The following is an 18,409-nucleotide window of genomic DNA, read 5'->3' on the forward strand; positions in this document are numbered from 1 at the left end:
AGGCTAGCAGCCGAACTGGAACGCGTTCTAGATGTCCCCACCTCACGCCGGAGCCAGAAGTCGACCGAGTCCCAACGGCAAGCGTGCCGAACCCCGTAGGCCTGGGCGGGGCGGCTCATACCGCCGGCCGCGATCACAGTTCGGACAAGATCTGCTGGCGCTTGGCGGTGTACTCGGCCTCGGTGATCGTGCCGGTGGCACGCAGCGTCTCGAGCTCCTGCAGGCGCTGCGCGGTGGAAAGCTCCGGCATCTGCGGCAGATAGGGCTGCGGCATCGGTGGCGGAGCGGGCGCCGGTGTGGCGGCGGGCGGGGCGGCCTGGGCGGGCGCGGCACGACGGACGACGTCCATCACCTGCCGGCGCACCACCGGGTTGGACCGGACGTCGATGGTGCCGTTCATCGGCACGTTGTTGGCCCGCAGGATCTGCATGATCTCCATCAGCGGCCCGACCTGCCCGCGCAGGTCGTAGGTCTTGTTGTCTTCGGCCAGGGTGAACTGCGCGGGAACCACTCCGGCAATCAAAGCGCTTGCATTCCAATCAATTTCATATTTCTGCGTTCCCGGCTCGACGAGTGCCACCACCTTGTGGGCGTTGAGGATCTGCATGCGAACCGGGCTGGAGGCCATCGTCTCCTGTGCCTCGAAGCCCGGCTGACCGGGCACGTCGAAGTGCAGGTTCACCTTGATCATCTGTTGATCGTTGACGAACCAGGAGGTGTCGGAGATCCCGGTGATCTGCGCGAGCACCAGCACACCGCGCTGGGTCAGCTGCTCGTGTTTGGCTGCCGATTTGGCCCCGGCATTGGTGAGCCAGAGGGCGGCGAGCACGTCCGCGGCGGTGATCAGCAACCCGACCCAGAACATCCAGTTCAGGTAGGGACGTGCCATCGGGCCGAGAGCGAAATAGACGATCAGGAAGATCGGACCGACGAGTCCCCCGAACAGCAGCACCGTCAGCTGCGCCTTGAGATAGCGACCCAACATTTGCCATGCCCCTTCTCGAGCCGCACACGCCCGGACTCAGGGTAACGCCAACGCCCTGACTTCGGACCCGATGACCGATGCGTCCCGCCGGTTCACGGCGAGGGGAGCGTCAGCCGATCCAGTGCCGGGAACTTCGGGATCAGGTCGTCCAAGAAACCGTCCGAACCGGTCGGGGCCGCCGGCTGTCCGGCCACGGCCGCCGCAGTCGGACTGGCCGGAACGGCGGCGCTCGTCGACGTGGGTTGCGGGGTGCGGGCCTGCGGCGATATGCGAGGAACATCGACGCTCGCGGAGCTGACCATCAGGACCGACACCACGATCGCGCCGAGGACGACGACCAGTGCCGCGCCGCCGGCGACAACCGACGGCGGGTACGGCCGTGGCTGAAAATCGTCGTCCATCTGCCCACCCGCTGTGAAGATGCCAGAGCATAACAGCCCCGTCGTCGGCCCCGCGAACAAACGAAAGCGGCGCCCACCCGAAGGTGAGCGCCGCTGTCGTGTCTAGCTGGAGATCACTTGATGATCTTGGTAACCCGGCCGGCGCCGACGGTACGGCCGCCTTCGCGGATCGCGAAACGCAGGCCCTCGTCCATGGCGACGGGCTGGATCAGCTTCACCGAGATGTCGGTGTTGTCGCCGGGCATCACCATTTCGGTGCCCTCCGGCAACGTCACCACACCGGTCACGTCGGTGGTGCGGAAGTAGAACTGCGGACGGTAGTTGTTGAAGAACGGCGTGTGCCGGCCGCCCTCGTCCTTGGACAGGATGTAGACGCTGCCCTCGAACTCGGTGTGCGGGGTCGTGGTGCCGGGCTTCACGATAACCTGACCGCGCTCGACGTCCTCGCGCTTGACGCCACGGACCAGCAGACCGACGTTGTCGCCGGCCTGACCCTGGTCGAGCAGCTTGCGGAACATCTCGACACCGGTGACGGTGGTCTTGGTGACACCCGGGCGGATGCCGACGATCTCGACCTCTTCGTTGACGTTGATCACGCCACGCTCGACACGACCGGTCACGACGGTGCCACGGCCGGTGATGGTGAAGACGTCCTCGACAGGCATGAGGAACGGCTTGTCGGTGTCGCGGACCGGATCCGGGATCGACTCGTCGACCGCGTCCATCAGTTCCTCGACGCTCTTGACCCAAGTCGGGTCACCCTCGAGGGCCTTCAGTGCCGACACCCGGACCACCGGGGCGTCCTCGTCGAATTCCTGGGCGGCCAGCAGCTCGCGGACCTCCAGCTCGACGAGCTCGAGCAGCTCTTCGTCGTCGACCATGTCGGCCTTGTTCAGGGCGACCAGGATGTAGGGCACACCGACCTGACGAGCGAGCAGCACGTGCTCACGGGTCTGCGGCATGGGACCGTCAGTGGCGGCAACCACCAGAATCGCGCCATCCATCTGGGCGGCACCGGTGATCATGTTCTTGATGTAGTCAGCGTGACCGGGGGCGTCGACGTGCGCGTAGTGACGCTTCTCGGTCTGGTACTCCACGTGGGAGATGTTGATGGTGATACCGCGCTGACGCTCCTCGGGCGCATTGTCGATCTGGTCGAATGCGCGCGACTCGTTCAAATCGGGGTACTTATCGTGCAGAACCTTCGTGATTGCTGCAGTCAGCGTGGTCTTGCCGTGGTCAACGTGACCGATGGTCCCGATGTTGACGTGCGGCTTCGTCCGCTCGAACTTCGCCTTCGCCACTTCTGTGTCCTCCTGGACTTGTTGGTGCTTTGTAAAAGCAGATGTATTGCAGTGATTGAGTGTTCAGTTGTGTGGTCCGCCAAGGCGCCGGTCTACTGACCGGTCGCCTTCGCGATGATCTCCTTCGACACGTTCGCCGGAACTTCGGCGTACGAGTCGAACACCATGGAGTAGTTAGCCCGGCCCTGTGTCTTCGACCTCAGGTCGCCGACATAGCCGAACATCTCCGACAGCGGCACCTGCGCCTTGACGACGCGAGCCCCACTGCGCTCCTCCATGGCCTGGATCTGACCACGGCGGGAGTTCAGGTCGCCGATCACGTCACCCATGTAGTCCTCGGGTGTGGTGACCTCGACGGCCATGATCGGTTCAAGGATGACCGGCTGTGCTTGCGCGGCAGCCTTCTTCAAGACCTGTGAACCGGCGATCTTGAATGCCATTTCCGACGAGTCGACGTCGTGGTACGCACCGTCGAGGAGCACGACCTTCAGGTTCACCAGCGGGTAGCCGGCCAACACGCCGTACTGCATGGCGTCCTGCGCACCAGCATCCACCGACGGGATGTACTCGCGCGGGATGCGGCCACCGGTGACCTTGTTCTCGAACTCGTAGGTCGCACCATCCTCGCCGACGAACGGCTCCAGATCGATGATGACCTTCGCGAACTGGCCCGAGCCGCCGGTCTGCTTCTTATGCGTGAACTCGACGTTCTTGGCCGGGCGCTTGATGGTCTCCTTGTAGGCCACCTGCGGCTTGCCGACGTTGGCCTCGACCTTGAACTCGCGACGCATGCGGTCCACCAGGATGTCCAGGTGCAGCTCGCCCATGCCGCCGATGACGGTCTGGCCGGTCTCCTGATCCAGGTGCACCTTGAAGGTCGGATCCTCCTCGGCAAGCTTCTGGATCGAAAGGCTCAGCTTCTCCTGGTCGCTCTTGGTCTTGGGCTCGATGGCGACCTCGATAACCGGATCGGGGAACGTCATCGACTCCAGCACGACCTGATCGTTCGGATCGCACAAGGTGTCGCCCGTGGTGGTGTCCTTCAGACCGATCACCGCGTAGATGTGTCCGGCCGAGGCCGTATCCACCGGGTTCTCCTTGTTGGAGTGCATCTGGAACAGCTTGCCCAGACGCTCCTTCTTGCCCTTGGTCGCGTTAATGACCTGGGCGCCGGAATCGACCTTGCCGGAGTACACCCGGACGTAGGTGAGCTTGCCGAAGAACGGGTGCGTGGCCACCTTGAACGCCAGCCCCGAGAACGGTTCGTCGACCGACGGCTTGCGGATGACCTCGACGTCTTCCTTGCCCGGCGCATGGCCGACGGCCGGGGGCACGTCGAGCGGGGAGGGCAGGTAGTCGATGACCGCGTCGAGCATGGGCTGCACGCCCTTGTTCTTGAACGCGCTGCCACACAGCACCAGGTACGCCTGCGAGCTGATGGTCAGCTTGCGCAGCGCGCCCTTGATCTCGTCGACCGAGAGTTCCTCGCCACCGAAATACTTCTCCAGCAGCGACTCGTCGGTCTCGGCGACGGCTTCGAGCAGCTTGGTGCGGTACTCGTCGGCCTTCTCCTGAAGATCGGCCGGGATGTCGACAACGTCGTACTTCTCGCCGAGCTTGGCTTCGGCGCTCCACACCTTGGCCTTCATCTCGACCAGGTCGACGACGCCGGCGAAGTCACCCTCGGAGCCGATCGGGATCTGGATCGGAATGACGTTGGCGCCGAGCCGGTCTTCCATGGTCTTCACCGAGAAGTAGAAGTCCGCGCCGATCTTGTCCATCTTGTTGACGAAGCAGATACGCGGAACGTCGTACTTGTCGGCCTGCCGCCAGACCTGCTCGGACTGCGGCTCCACACCCTCTTTGCCGTCGAACACGGCCACGGCACCGTCGAGGACGCGCAGACTGCGCTCCACCTCGACGGTGAAGTCGACGTGTCCCGGGGTGTCGATGATGTTGATCTGGTTGCCGTTCCAGAAGCAGGTGGTCGCAGCCGAGGTGATGGTGATACCCCGCTCCTGCTCCTGCTCCATCCAGTCCATCGTGGCGGCACCGTCGTGCACCTCACCGATCTTGTAGCTGATACCGGTGTAGTAGAGGATGCGCTCGGTTGTCGTCGTCTTGCCGGCATCGATGTGCGCCATGATGCCGATGTTGCGGACCTTGTTCAGGTCAGTCAGCACGTCCTGTGCCACGGCTAAATTCCCACTCTTTCGCTTCTTAGTTCGGTGTTAAGTCGCCGCGCGCAAGCCTCTGCGCATGCCGACGGCGGGGTAATCACCAGCGGTAGTGCGCGAAGGCCCGGTTTGCCTCGGCCATCTTGTGGGTGTCCTCACGCCGCTTGACTGCGGCACCCAAGCCATTGCTGGCGTCGAGGATCTCGTTAGCCAGCCGCTCGATCATGGTCTTCTCGCGGCGCGCCTTGGAAAAGCTGACCAGCCAGCGCAAGGCCAGCGTGGTGGAGCGATCCGGACGAACCTCGACGGGCACCTGGTAGGTGGCACCACCGACGCGGCGGCTGCGGACCTCCAGGGCCGGCTTGACGTTGTCCAGCGCACGCTTGAGGGTGATGACCGGGTCGGTGCCGGTCTTGTCGCGGGCCTGTTCGAGCGCACCGTAGACAATGCGTTCAGCCAGCGACTTCTTGCCGTCCAGCAACACCTTGTTGACCAGCTGGGTGACCAGCTGAGACCCGTAGACCGGGTCGTTGACGAGAGGACGCTTGGGAGCGGGGCCCTTGCGTGGCATCAGCTCTTCTCCTTCTTCGCGCCGTAACGGCTACGGGCCTGCTTGCGGTTCTTGACACCCTGGGTGTCCAGCGAGCCGCGGATGATCTTGTAACGGACGCCGGGGAGGTCCTTCACACGACCACCGCGCACCAGCACCATGGAGTGCTCCTGCAGGTTGTGGCCCTCACCGGGGATGTAGGCGGTCACCTCGACGCCGGTCGTCAGCTTCACGCGCGCGACCTTGCGAAGCGCCGAGTTCGGCTTCTTCGGGGTGGTCGTGTACACGCGGGTGCACACGCCGCGGCGCTGCGGGCTGCCCTTTAGGGCCGCGGTCTTCACCTTCGCGACCTTGTCGGTGCGACCCTTGCGGACCAGCTGCTGAATGGTTGGCATGTACCGGCTTTCTGTCTCTCGTTCGTCTTTCAGCGATCTTCAAGTCTCTGTACTGCAGTTTCCGCCCCACCGCGTCCCCCGCGGCCGGGCGTGTCGCACGCACTGTGCATCGGTCGAATCCGATGCATACTGGACATGCGAATTGGCCCGGCGTGCGCGCATGCGTCCCCGCTTGCGCCCCTATTGGCCAGGCACGAGCTTCTACGATACCAGGCGCGGCACGCCCCTCCAAACTCGGCGTACGGGGCTCTCACCGGGCCTTACCGCAGGTCAACGCGTGAATGGCGGGAGTGGTTCCCAACAGCACGGTTATCGGGTGCCCGTCGCCGTCGTCCGCGGGGAGTCTCGTCGGGGGCCTCAGCCGCTGGCGCCGTCGCGGTGCGCCATGCCCGCGGCCAGGCGCAGCACCATGTCGGAGAACACCGCGTCGGTATCCACCTCATCCATCACCCCGGTCATCTCCAACAGCACAAACCCGTGCAGCGCGGCCCAAAACTCCAACGAGGCGTAGAACGCGGCATTGCCGGCCAGCCCGTAGGACGCCAGCACCTCGATGACCGGCGCCGCGGCGGCGTGCGAGGCGGCAGTGTATTCGGGGTCGTCCCCGCCCAACGGCATCCGGGTGAATGCCGAGTAGCGGCCCGGGTGGTGGTGGGCGTAACTGCGGTAAGCACTGGCCATGGCCATCACCGCATCGTCGCGAGTCCGGCCCTGACCGACGGTGGACAGCATCTGCAGGATGTCGTCGACCACGCGCATCCGCACGGTGCGACGCAGGTCCTCCAGGCTGTGCACGTGGTTGTACAACGACGGGCCTTTGGTGCCCAGTTGGTTGGCCAACGCGTTGATGGTCAACCCGTCCCAGCCCTCACGGTCCAGGAACGTCAACGCCGCATTGACGATGACGTCGCGGCTGAGCTTGGCGGACCTCGCCGGCGTTCGGCCCCCGGCGCGCGGCCGGCCGCCCGCCGCGTCCGCTTCCGGCTGAGATGGCATCGATAAGCCCTTCACTATGTGGATCGTCGAAGAACTGTAGTTGACCGAGGGCCACGCCCGTGGCCTCCAGCCCAGCTCGAGGCAGCCGGGGGTACGCACCGGAGAACGGTGACACCCACGGTGATCGCCGATAACGTCGAGGACGACAGCACGGTCAACGGTCAGGATCAGACGGTCCGGCGTGACACCACGTGACACCGAAGGAAGTTCTCCGATGCACTCCCCCACCCTGATCGCCAGTATCGGCGTTCTGACCGCCCTCACACTGGCAGGCTGCGGATCCACCAGCAACGACAGCACCTCACCGACGGCCACCGCCGGGAAGTCGGGCGCTCAGGTCGAAGTGGGCAACACGATCAATTACGGCTCGTTCGGCACCACCACCGAGATCGACTGCGCCGACGGCAAGTCACTCAACGTCGGCGGGTCCAACAACACCCTGACGGTCAAGGGCTCCTGCGCATCGGTGAACATCGGCGGCGCGGACAACAAGATCACCTTCGACAAGATCGACAACGAGCTCTCCGTTGTCGGCCTCAACAACACCGTCACCTACAAAGGCGATCCGAAGGTCAACAACCTCGGCTCCGGCAACACCATCAACAAGAGTTAAAGCGCTCGGGCGGTGCCGGTGACCTAGGGCCATGCCAATAGAGGCCACTTGCACATTCTGTTAAGTTGCAGCGTGTGAAATTTGCGGTCGCGGTGGTGTCAGCGCCCGGCTACGCACATAGCGGAGCGTTTGCTGAGGTCGCGGAGGGACTGCACTACGCTCTGCTGGCTCTTGGCCATGACTGCATTCTGACCGATCGTCTCGATCTCGTCGATCGCCGTACCATTGTGCTCGGCTCCAACCTGCTGAACAGATTTGGTTTGCAACCTCCCGAAGGGGCCATTCTGTACAACCTCGAACAGGTCGATGACGACTCGGTATGGATGACGAGTTCGCTGTTCGAGCTGTTCAAGCACCACCCAGTCTGGGACTACAGCCAGGCCAACATCGAACGGCTCGTCGCCAGGGGCGTGCCCCGGCCTACGCACGTTCCGATCGGGTACGTCCCCGAACTGGCCCGGATCACCCCCGAGCCCGAGGACATCGACGTGCTCTTCTACGGCTCGACCAACGAACGTCGATTTGCTGTCCTGCAGGAATTGCGAGCACGGGGTTTTCGCGTCGAATCGATTTTCGGAGTTTATGGTGCCGCCCGGGATGCGTGGATCGCCCGCTCAAAGATCATTATCAATATCCATTATTTCGAGGCCAAGGTCTTCGAAATAGTCCGGGTTTCCTACCTCCTTGCGAACAAGCGTGCGGTGGTCTCCGAACGCGGCGCCGATCTGGCGCAGGAGCACAGCCTCGAATCGGGGGTGGCGTTCGCCGACTACGACCGGCTAGTCGATCGCTGCGCTGCGCTGCTTGGCGACGAACGAGCCCGACGCGAGCTTGCCGAACAGGGACACCGAATTTTCTCCGCTCGCAGCCAGGCCGACATCCTGCGACCGATCGTGACCGCAGACATCGGCTGAGGTCACGGCTGCTCGTGGCCGGACAACCTTGTTCGTCCCGGTTCTTCGCGGTTCTTGGCGCATCACTGCTCAGCGCTGTTGCTTGGCGGCGATGATCTCAGCCAAAGTGGCGGTAGTGCGGTTGGGGTCCGCGATTCGGTTGGTGTCATACATCGCGGGGCCGGTCGCAGGATTGTCCGTCAGCGTGTAGCGGCCCGTGTCCGGTTGGCTGCGCACGATGCTCTGCGGCGCCGACTTGCTGTCGGGTGTGCTGGCGTCACCCAAGTTAAGGCCGACCTGGTAGAGAGCCGACTCGGTATCGAGGATGGCGGTAAGTCGGCCGACAAGGGGCTCCGGAGCGAAGAACTGCCAGCCCTGGCCAAGATCGAGCCAGAAGCGGCTTCCGATCGCGGTGTGAATTGCTGCTGGGTCGACGACGCGGCCTGGCGTTATCTCCAGGAATGGATAGCGCTCGGCCAGCCAGGTGCGGTCGGCCATGCTGAGGCCAGTATCGACTAGCAAAAAGCGGCCGACCCGGTCGATGTCGGTGCAGCAGTTGAGAAACGAGTTGAGGGTGAGTTCCGTTTCGATGCGGTCGTCCCCGGCGAGGACCGTTGCGGTGACCTCGGACTCCGCAGAGCCGGGGATCAGGCTGTGCGCCAGCGTCTTCGGGTACGCCTTGGCGCGATCGAGCATGGCAGGGACAGCGAAGCTGCGATTGGAGACCACACGATTACGCGTCCTGTCGTCGAGATCGTCGCGGGCCAACAATCGTTGACAGGCAGAGAAGGATTCCTCGTGCTTACCCAACCAGGAGGCGCATATCGCCAGTTCGTCGACAACCGTGACGTCGTAGACGCGCTCACGAACGAACAGGATGTCGTCTGGCAGCGGAATCTCGCTGGCCGCTTTGGCGAAGAGATAGCCCAACTGCCACTCCCGGTTGGAGCGATAGTGCGTGGCGATGGCACACAACGGCTCGGCTCGGACGGGCCGGTAGGCCCAGGCTTTGAGATAGGCGTCCTGCACGAGAGGCCACGGTTCGTCCAGTCGGGCCATACATTCCGCAATGCGAAGCAGGGACCAGAAGACTTCTTCGGGCCAGCCTCCCATTTCGGCTCGCTTGGCGTACCACTGCCGTGCTGATCGCAAATCGCCATAGTCGCGATAACTTTGAGCCAGATAGAACACCGATCGAGCGTCGGCCGGATTGCGCTGCACCTCGGCCAGCAGCAGCTCGGCGTCGCGCAGGTACTTCTCGGGGTCACGGCTGCGTGCACCCGCTGTGCGAGCTTGGATCCAGAAGCCTCCCGGCAATCGAGCCTCGACGACCGGGGAGTCGCAGGTGACGTATTCGTGCACCACTCCCACCCAACGCCACGGCAGCCTGGCACGGAACACGTGTCGTCGGTGATACAACATGCCCCCGTACTTGATGGGCACCTTGTAGCTATCAGCGGTCAAATTGCGCAGATCTGGCGTGCCGACGACAACGTCGTCGGCATCCGCTGTCCAGATGTAGTCGGCGTGCCCCTGGGCAAGTTGGAACGCTTCGGTGCGATTGGCGCCGAAGTTGCACCACGGCCGCTCGTGCAGGACACCTGGTATTCCACGCTCGGCGAAGTAACTGCGGATCAGCTCCTGGGTACCGTCGTCCGACCCGGTATCGACGATCACCCACGTCGTTATGAATGGCGCGATCGAATCGAACAGTTCACGGATGACATGTGATTCGTTACGCACGATCATGTTCAAACACACCGTGGGAGCTTTGGCCATTTTTCCCCGTCCAGCCAGATCGGAGCCCGTAGCAGGGTCATGCTACAAGGGCACCGGGGCGTTCCGCGTCATCGACAATCAGTTTGCGATAGCTGATGTGTGATGCCACCCGACACAGCCGGGCACAGGCATTGCCCAGGGCCTGTCCTACGCATGTTGACATGCGACACACGTCGGCCTGGCCTTGCTTGCAGCGTTCAGGTGCAGCAACGTCTGCTGTAACGCTGCAGGCCCCGGCCCGTGCCCGCGTAGCCTGTGCGCGAAGGCGCCAATGAGTTCGCCGGTACACCTGGTCACGATTGGAGCAGAAATCCCCACCGACAGCGATCTAGCGTCCAATGACGCTGTGGTGCCGACCCCGTTGTCGCTCAAGCCGCATCACTATCTGACGCTTATTGTGACCGTGCTCGTCGCAATCTATCTCCTGGTGTTTCTTACCGGCGACAGACAACCCACGCCCAAGCTCGGTATCGACCTCGAGGGCGGAACCCGTGTCACCCTGACGGCGCGCACCCTCGAGGGAAGCCCACCCAGCCGGGAAGCTCTGCGACAAGCCCAGCAGATCATCAGTGCGCGGGTGAACAGCCTTGGCGTGGCGGGATCAGAAGTCGTGATCGACGGCGACAACCTGGTAATCACTGTTCCCGGCGAAGGCGGCAGCGAAGTCCGCAACCTAGGGCAGACTGCCCGCCTTTACATCCGGCCGGTTATCGGTCAACCCACCCCCGCAGCGGCACCCCAGAAGTCACCTCCCGGCGGCCCACCCTCTACCGACGCAGAGACGCGCGAAAACCTCACCGCACGAATCAAACACGAGATGCAACTACGCCAGAGCTCTGACCCGGACGTCCAGAAACTGGCGGTCCGGTACATGGCCGGTAGATGCGACCAAGAGGACATACTCGCGGGGCGTGACGATCCTGAACTACCTCTGGTGACCTGCTCGGCCGACCACAAGGAGGTCTACGTTCTCGACCCGTCGATGATCAGTGGTGAGCAGATCACGAACGCGAGCGCCTCACTCGACCAAGACATCTGGGCCTATGCCATCAGCCTGACGTTCAACCCGGAGGCGACCGCTACCTGGGCCAACTTCACCACCAACAACGTGGGCAAGCTTGTAGCGTTCACCCTCGATTCGCGGGTTGTCAGCGCGCCCCAGATCCGCGTGCCCATTACCAATGGGCATACCAAGATCGACAGCGGCAGCAAAGGGTTCACGGCGGAGTCAGCCAAACAGTTCGCCGACATCCTCAAGTACGGCTCGCTACCACTCTCCTTTGAGACGTCAGAAGCTGAAACCGTTTCACCCACATTGGGTTTGACGTCCCTGCGTGCAGGTTTGGTCGCGGCCACGATCGGGCTGGCCCTCGTCATGGCCTACTCGCTGTTGTATTACCGGGTGTTGAGCTTGTTGATGGTGCTTTCCCTCGTCGTCTCCGGCGCCCTGGTGTTCGGCATCCTGGTCCTGCTGGGTAGATACATCAACTACACCCTCGACTTGGCCGGGATCGCAGGTTTGATCATCGGTATCGGCACGACGGCTGACTCATTCGTGGTCCTCTTCGAACGAATCAAGGACCAGACGCGCAGGCGCAACACTACCTTCTGGGAAGCCGTGCCACGCGGCTGGATTCGTGCCCGCAAGACAATCCTGTCGGGTAATGCAGTTACTTTCCTCGCCGCTGTCGTCCTCTACGTTCTGGCAGTAGGTCAGGTGAGAGGCTTCGCTTTTACCCTTGGCCTCACCACCGTCATTGACGTCGTCGTGGTCTCCACGGTCACAGCGCCGTTGATGCTCATGATTTCGCGATTTCGCACCACCGCCACAGATCGGAAGCACTAAGTGGCAGATGAACGGCGTTGCCCGAGTACTTCATGCTGGAATCCAAGTTCCGTCGCCATCACCGGGCATCGCCGGCCCCAGCCGATACCCGGTGCATCACGCAAGGGTTGGGAAGTTGGTTATGAATGTCAGTCAGCCGGGGGGCACCGCGCAGCACCACACCGCGAGCGCCCACCGGCTGTGGCGGTACGGGCCAGCAACCATCCCGGCCCTCACCGGGCCACCTGGCTCGGCAGCCTACGAACGGGACGGGGACGGATCGATCGATTACTGCCGAAGTCGGAGTACCCACCCAACGAGGTTCGCTCTGTCAATGGCGGCGACTGCGGCCACATTCAGGAGTTGTGATGGGCTCCGCATGATCGCGCGGTCATGGCTTCAAGCAGAGTCGACACACCGAACCGTGTTGCGCCATATGGCCGCGGTAATTTCATCTGACGGATTCGGTTCGAGAACCAACGATGGAACGGATTTGTTTGCAAAGGAGGCACCTCATTAACGACTACAGGGTCTGCATATATGCAATATGCAAGAATGAGGAGAAATTTGTCGACCGCTGGATGGACGCGGCGCAAGAAGCGGACCTGGTGATCGTTGTCGATACCGGTTCAACCGATACCACAGTCGAGAAACTCCGAAGTCGCGGCGCGCACGTCTACGAGGCTGTCGTAGACCCCTGGCGGTTTGATACTGCTCGCAATCTCGCCTTGGACTACATACCGGGCGATATTGACATGTGCGTTTGTATTGACCTAGACGAGGTCTTCGAACCTGGCTGGCGAGACAAGCTCGTCGAAGCGTGGCAGCCGGACACTAGACGCGCGCGGTATAGCTATGTCTGGGATCACGCCTCAGATGGGTCTCCAGGGAAGACCTCCTTCAAGGAGAAAATACACAGCCGGAGAGGCTACAGGTGGGTCTCTCCAGTACACGAAAAGCTCAGGTTCGAGGGACAAGAACCGGAGGCAAGCATCTGGGCCGAAGGTGTGGTGCTTCACCACTATCCCGATCGAACAAAGTCCCGATCGCAATACCTTCCGCTCCTGGAGCTAGCCGCGGAAGAGAATCCCACTGATGGGCAAACCATCTTCTGGCTTGGGCGAGAGTATTTTTTCCACGAACGGCACGATGACGCTATTGCCACCATGGAACGCTATTTGAGTCTGGCCGAGCAATGGGACGTGGAGCGCTGTGCGGCGATGCGCTTCATCGCCAGGAGTTGTCGGGCCAAAAAAGGATGTGAAACAAGCCGAGTGTTGGCTCTACCGAGCGATTGCGGAGTGCCCCGACTCTCGAGAGCCCTACTACGACATGGCAATGCTGGGCTATTTGTCGTCCGATTGGACATTGGTGCTGCTGATGGTTGAGAAAATGCTGCCAATTAACGACCGGGGCAGAGCTGGATACCTGCAGGAAATGGGGGCTTGGGGAAACAGCCCCTACGACCTTGGCGCCCTTGCGACCTACTGGCTCGGCCTCTACGAGAGGTCATGCGAATACGCGGCAAAGGCGCTGGAGCTAGAACCAGATAATCCGCGACTGCGCAAGAATCTGGAGCTCGCTGAGATGAAACTGCGCGATCAACGTGATTCATCCAAGCGGCCAGATTGAGCCGCAACCCACCCGAACCACCGCACACGATCGCGGTACATCCGCAGTCACATTGGCTCCTCGACAGCGGCACACCCCACACCCAGGGCACCTCCCGCGCGTGTCGGCTCTGGCAGAGCGTCGTTGTGCATTGCCGAGCGCGGGTCGGCGGCAGAGTTACCGGCGACGGGTGGACGCCCCGGACTGCGCGCAAAGGTGCTGCAGGACATCCAGTTTGAAGTCGGCAGCGAATCGAATCGACCCAACGGCTAATGATGGTCGCCCGACCAAACCAGTCTCGTGGCGACGCCGGGCGTGAAGCTTCGGTGCCGAATCCGACACCGCAAGCCTTCACCGCCCAGCGTCAATAACCACTGACTCCCCTATTCGCGGCGACTACCCGAAGGGACCCGAGCTACCTGGCGGACCCGTCGGACCGGTATCACCCTGCGGACCCGTGTCACCCTGCGGACCGGTATCACCCTGCGGACCCGTGTCACCCTGCGGACCCGTGTCACCCTGCGGACCGGTATCACCCTGCGGACCGGTATCACCCTGCGGACCCGTTGCACCTGTCGCACCGGTGGCGCCCGTATCACCCGTGGCACCCGTCGCCCCGGTGGCACCCGTATCACCCGTGGCACCCGTCGCCCCGGTGGCACCCGTATCACCCGTGGCACCCGTCGCCCCGGTGGCACCCGTGTCACCCGTCGCGCCCACAGCACCCGTCGCCCCGGTATCACCCGTGGCACCGGTGGCGCCCGTGTCACCCGTCGCGCCCACAGCACCCGTCGCCCCGGTATCACCCGTGGCACCGGTGGCGCCCGTGTCACCCGTCGCGCCCACAGCACCCGTCGCCCCGGTATCACCCGTGGCACCGGTGGCGCCCGTGTCACCCGTCGCGCCCACAGCACCCGTTCGCCCCGGTATCACCGGTCGCACCCACAGCACCCGTCGCCCCGGTATCACCCGTGGCACCCACAGCACCCGTCGCCCCGGTATCACCCGTGGCACCGGTGGCGCCCGTGTCACCCGTGGCACCCACAGCACCCGTCGCCCCGGTATCACCCGTCGCGCCCACAGCACCGGTGGCCCCGGTATCACCCGTCGCGCCCACAGCACCCGTCGCCCCGGTATCACCCGTGGCACCCGTCGCCCCGGTATCACCCGTCGCGCCCACAGCACCCGTCGCCCCGGTATCACCGGTCGCGCCCACAGCACCCGTCGCCCCGGTATCACCGGTCGCGCCCACAGCACCGGTGGCCCCGGTATCACCGGTCGCGCCCACAGCACCGGTGGCCCCGGTATCCACCGGTCGCGCCCACAGCACCGGTGGCCCCGGTATCACCGGTTCGCGCCCACAGCACCGGTGGCCCCGGTATCACCCGTGGCACCCACAGCACCGGTGGCCCCGGTATCACCCGTGGCACCCACAGCACCGGTGGCCCCGGTATCACCCGTGGCACCCACAGCACCCGTGGCGCCCGTGTCACCCGTGGCACCGGTGGCGCCGGTGGCGCCCGTCGCACCCGTGGCACCCACAGCACCCGTGGCCCCGGTATCACCGGTCGCACCCACAGCACCCGTGGCCCCGGTATCACCGGTCGCACCCACAGCACCCGTCGCCCCGGTATCACCGGTCGCGCCCACAGCACCGGTGGCCCCGGTATCACCGGTCGCGCCCACAGCACCGGTGGCCCCGGTATCACCGGTCGCGCCCACAGCACCGGTGGCCCCGGTATCACCCGTGGCACCCACAGCACCGGTGGCCCCGGTATCACCCGTGGCACCCACAGCACCGGTGGCCCCGGTATCACCCGTGGCACCCACAGCACCCGTGGCGCCCGTGTCACCCGTGGCACCGGTGGCGCCGGTGGCGCCCGTCGCACCCGTGGCACCCACAGCACCCGTGGCCCCGGTATCACCGGTCGCACCCACAGCACCCGTCGCCCCGGTATCACCGGTCGCACCCACAGCACCCGTCGCCCCGGTATCACCCGTGGCACCCACAGCACCGGTGGCCCCGGTATCACCCGTGGCACCCACAGCACCCGTCGCCCCGGTATCACCGGTCGCACCCACAGCACCGGTGGCGCCCGTGTCACCCGTGGCACCCACAGCACCGGTGGCCCCGGTATCACCGGTCGCACCCACAGCACCCGTCGCCCCGGTATCACCCGTGGCACCCACAGCACCGGTGGCGCCCGTGTCACCCGTGGCACCCACAGCACCCGTCGCCCCGGTATCACCGGTCGCACCCACAGCACCCGTCGCCCCGGTATCACCCGTGGCACCCACAGCACCCGTCGCCCCGGTATCACCCGTGGCACCCACAGCACCGGTGGCGCCCGTGTCACCCGTGGCACCCACAGCACCCGTCGCCCCGGTATCACCGGTCGCACCCACAGCACCGGTGGCGCCCGTGTCACCCGTGGCACCCACAGCACCCGTCGCCCCGGTATCACCGGTCGCGCCCACAGCACCGGTGGCGCCCGTATCACCCGTCGCGCCCACAGCACCGGTGGCCCCGGTATCACCCGTCGCGCCCACAGCACCCGTCGCCCCGGTATCACCCGTGGCACCGGTGGCGCCCGTGTCACCCGTCGCGCCCACAGCACCCGTCGCCCCGGTATCACCGGTCGCGCCCACAGCACCCGTCGCCCCGGTATCACCCGTCGCACCGGTGGCGCCGGTATCACCCGTGGCACCCACAGCACCGGTGGCGCCCGTGTCACCCGTGGCACCCACAGCACCCGTCGCCCCGGTATCACCCGTGGCACCCACAGCACCGGTGGCGCCCGTGTCACCCGTGGCACCCACAGCACCCGTCGCCCCGGTATCACCGGTCGCACCCACAGCACCGGTGGCGCCCGTGTCACCCGTGGCACCCACAGCACCCGTCGCCCCGGTATCACCGGTCGCACCCACAGCACCCGTCGCCCCGGTATCACCCGTGGCACCCACAGCACCCGTCGCCCCGGTATCACCCGTGGCACCCACAGCACCGGTGGCCCCGGTATCACCCGTGGCACCCACAGCACCGGTGGCGCCCGTGTCACCCGTGGCACCCACAGCACCCGTCGCCCCGGTATCACCCGTGGCACCGGTGGCGCCGGTGGCGCCCGTCGCACCCGTGGCACCCACAGCACCCGTGGCCCCGGTATCACCGGTCGCACCCACAGCACCCGTCGCCCCGGTATCACCGGTCGCACCCACAGCACCCGTCGCCCCGGTATCACCCGTGGCACCCACAGCACCGGTGGCCCCGGTATCACCCGTGGCACCCACAGCACCCGTCGCCCCGGTATCACCGGTCGCACCCACAGCACCGGTGGCGCCCGTGTCACCCGTGGCACCCACAGCACCGGTGGCCCCGGTATCACCGGTCGCACCCACAGCACCCGTCGCCCCGGTATCACCCGTCGCGCCCACAGCACCCGTCGCCCCGGTATCACCCGTCGCACCCACAGCACCCGTCGCCCCGGTATCACCCGTGGCACCCACAGCACCGGTGGCCCCGGTATCACCGGTCGCACCCACAGCACCCGTCGCCCCGGTATCACCGGTGGCACCCACAGCACCGGTGGCGCCCGTGTCACCCGTGGCACCCACAGCACCCGTCGCCCCGGTATCACCCGTGGCACCCACAGCACCCGTCGCCCCGGTATCACCCGTGGCACCCACAGCACCGGTGGCGCCCGTGTCACCCGTGGCACCCACAGCACCCGTCGCCCCGGTATCACCGGTCGCACCCACAGCACCCGTCGCCCCGGTATCACCGGTCGCACCCACAGCACCCGTGGCGCCCGTATCACCCGTGGCACCCACAGCACCCGTGGCCCCGGTATCACCCGTCGCACCCACAGCACCGGTGGCCCCGGTATCACCGGTCGCACCCACAGCACCGGTGGCCCCGGTATCACCGGTCGCACCCACAGCACCGGTGGCCCCGGTATCACCCGTCGCGCCCACAGCACCGGTGGCCCCGGTATCACCCGTGGCACCCACAGCACCGGTGGCCCCGGTATCACCGGTCGCACCCACAGCACCCGTCGCCCCGGTATCACCCGTGGCACCCACAGCACCCGTCGCCCCGGTATCACCGGTCGCACCCACAGCACCCGTCGCCCCGGTATCACCCGTGGCACCCACAGCACCGGTGGCCCCGGTATCACCCGTGGCACCCACAGCACCGGTGGCCCCGGTATCACCCGTGGCACCCACAGCACCGGTGGCCCCGGTATCACCCGTGGCACCCACAGCACCGGTGGCCCCGGTATCACCGGTCGCACCCACAGCACCCGTGGCACCCGTGTCACCCGTGGCACCGGTGGCGCCGGTGGCGCCCGTCGCACCCGTGGCGCCGGAGGCGCCCGTGGCACCCACAGCACCCGTGGCACCGGTGGCACCCGTCGCACCCGTGGCACCGGTGGCACCCGTCGCACCCGTGGCGCCCGTGGCGCCCGTGGCGCCCGTGGCGCCGGTGTTACCCGTCGCACCCGTAGCGCCGGTGTTACCCGTCGCACCGGTCGCACCCGTCGCACCCGTGGCACCCGTGGCACCAGTCGCACCCGTCGGCCCGGCGGGGGCGGGAGGACCACTTGCACCGGTCGTGCCGGGCGTTCCGTTTGCACCAGTAGCGCCTCGTCCGCCGGTTGTGCCTGCGGTGCCAGGACGCCCAAAAACGCCACTCCGGCCGGCCGAACCCGCTGCGCCGCCCGCACTACCGGCTCCAGGGTTGCCTGGCGCGCCGCCGTTGGCACCGACGGGGCCCCCGCTTCCACCGGGTCCGCCGTTTCCGGCGGCACCACCAGCACCCCCTGTGCCGCCGCTGCCGCCGCTGCCGCCGCTGCCGAATAGATTCAACAGCCCAACGTCGC

Annotated in this window: 14 protein-coding genes; 6 read left to right on the forward strand and 8 right to left on the reverse strand. The window is 65.3% G+C overall.

The annotated features are described in order from the left end of the window. Positions 1-133: 133 nt before the first annotated feature. The 7 genes from ADBZ9K_RS12040 to ADBZ9K_RS12070 form a co-directional block, all read right to left on the reverse strand. Positions 134-985 (reverse strand): SHOCT domain-containing protein, encoded by an 852-nt coding sequence (locus tag ADBZ9K_RS12040; protein WP_526620525.1) that lies wholly within the window; start codon positions 983-985, stop codon positions 134-136. A 92-nt stretch (positions 986-1,077) separates the two neighbouring features. Then, positions 1,078-1,386 (reverse strand): hypothetical protein, encoded by a 309-nt coding sequence (locus tag ADBZ9K_RS12045; protein ID WP_526620527.1) that lies wholly within the window; start codon positions 1,384-1,386, stop codon positions 1,078-1,080. A gap of 113 nt (positions 1,387-1,499) precedes the next feature. Continuing rightward, positions 1,500-2,690 carry an elongation factor Tu gene (gene tuf / locus ADBZ9K_RS12050; RefSeq protein WP_526620529.1) on the reverse strand — a complete coding sequence of 397 codons (1,191 nt, stop codon included), beginning with the start codon at positions 2,688-2,690 and terminating at the stop codon, positions 1,500-1,502. A 92-nt stretch (positions 2,691-2,782) separates the two neighbouring features. Then, positions 2,783-4,885, reverse strand: coding sequence for an elongation factor G (fusA, locus tag ADBZ9K_RS12055; RefSeq protein ID WP_526620531.1), 2,103 nt, complete (start codon positions 4,883-4,885; stop codon positions 2,783-2,785). An 82-nt stretch (positions 4,886-4,967) separates the two neighbouring features. Beyond that, positions 4,968-5,438: a 30S ribosomal protein S7 gene (gene rpsG / locus ADBZ9K_RS12060; RefSeq protein WP_078017994.1), complete on the reverse strand. Its 471-nt coding sequence runs from the start codon at positions 5,436-5,438 to the stop codon at positions 4,968-4,970. Beyond that, a complete protein-coding gene (gene rpsL, locus ADBZ9K_RS12065; protein ID WP_036343468.1) occupies positions 5,438-5,812 on the reverse strand; it encodes a 30S ribosomal protein S12 in 375 nt (124 codons plus the stop codon). The genes rpsG and rpsL overlap by 1 nt, the downstream gene beginning before the upstream one ends. Before the next feature lie 357 nt (positions 5,813-6,169). Then, on the reverse strand, positions 6,170-6,808 hold the full coding sequence (locus tag ADBZ9K_RS12070; RefSeq protein WP_526620534.1) for a TetR/AcrR family transcriptional regulator: 639 nt from the start codon (positions 6,806-6,808) through the stop codon (positions 6,170-6,172). A 214-nt stretch (positions 6,809-7,022) separates the two neighbouring features. Here ADBZ9K_RS12070 and ADBZ9K_RS12075 point away from each other — a divergent pair, with 214 nt between their 5' ends. Both ADBZ9K_RS12075 and ADBZ9K_RS12080 read left to right on the forward strand, forming a co-directional pair. Next, complete coding sequence (locus ADBZ9K_RS12075; protein WP_526620536.1) at positions 7,023-7,421, forward strand: DUF3060 domain-containing protein; 399 nt, start codon at positions 7,023-7,025, stop codon at positions 7,419-7,421. A 74-nt stretch (positions 7,422-7,495) separates the two neighbouring features. Then, positions 7,496-8,335: a CgeB family protein gene (locus ADBZ9K_RS12080; RefSeq protein WP_526620538.1), complete on the forward strand. Its 840-nt coding sequence runs from the start codon at positions 7,496-7,498 to the stop codon at positions 8,333-8,335. Between the two features lie 69 nt (positions 8,336-8,404). Here the strand turns inward: ADBZ9K_RS12080 and ADBZ9K_RS12085 are convergent, their stop codons facing one another. Continuing rightward, positions 8,405-10,063, reverse strand: coding sequence for a tetratricopeptide repeat-containing glycosyltransferase (locus ADBZ9K_RS12085; RefSeq protein WP_526620540.1), 1,659 nt, complete (start codon positions 10,061-10,063; stop codon positions 8,405-8,407). Positions 10,064-10,439: 376 nt separating this feature from the next. Here ADBZ9K_RS12085 and secD point away from each other — a divergent pair, with 376 nt between their 5' ends. From secD to ADBZ9K_RS12105, 4 genes are all read left to right on the forward strand, one after another. Then, positions 10,440-11,939, forward strand: coding sequence for a protein translocase subunit SecD (gene secD, locus ADBZ9K_RS12090; RefSeq protein ID WP_526620931.1), 1,500 nt, complete (start codon positions 10,440-10,442; stop codon positions 11,937-11,939). A 461-nt stretch (positions 11,940-12,400) separates the two neighbouring features. Continuing rightward, positions 12,401-13,306 carry a glycosyltransferase gene (locus tag ADBZ9K_RS12095; protein ID WP_526620542.1) on the forward strand — a complete coding sequence of 302 codons (906 nt, stop codon included), beginning with the start codon at positions 12,401-12,403 and terminating at the stop codon, positions 13,304-13,306. Further along, positions 13,257-13,550: a hypothetical protein gene (locus ADBZ9K_RS12100; RefSeq protein ID WP_526620944.1), complete on the forward strand. Its 294-nt coding sequence runs from the start codon at positions 13,257-13,259 to the stop codon at positions 13,548-13,550. The genes ADBZ9K_RS12095 and ADBZ9K_RS12100 overlap by 50 nt, the downstream gene beginning before the upstream one ends. A 1,311-nt stretch (positions 13,551-14,861) precedes the next feature. Beyond that, on the forward strand, positions 14,862-18,389 hold the full coding sequence (locus tag ADBZ9K_RS12105) for a hypothetical protein (RefSeq protein ID WP_526620543.1): 3,528 nt from the start codon (positions 14,862-14,864) through the stop codon (positions 18,387-18,389). The last annotated feature ends 20 nt before the right edge of the window (positions 18,390-18,409 follow it).

The sequence above is a fragment of the Mycobacterium sp. genome (assembly GCF_965229265.1).
Lineage (GTDB): Bacteria > Actinomycetota > Actinomycetes > Mycobacteriales > Mycobacteriaceae > Mycobacterium.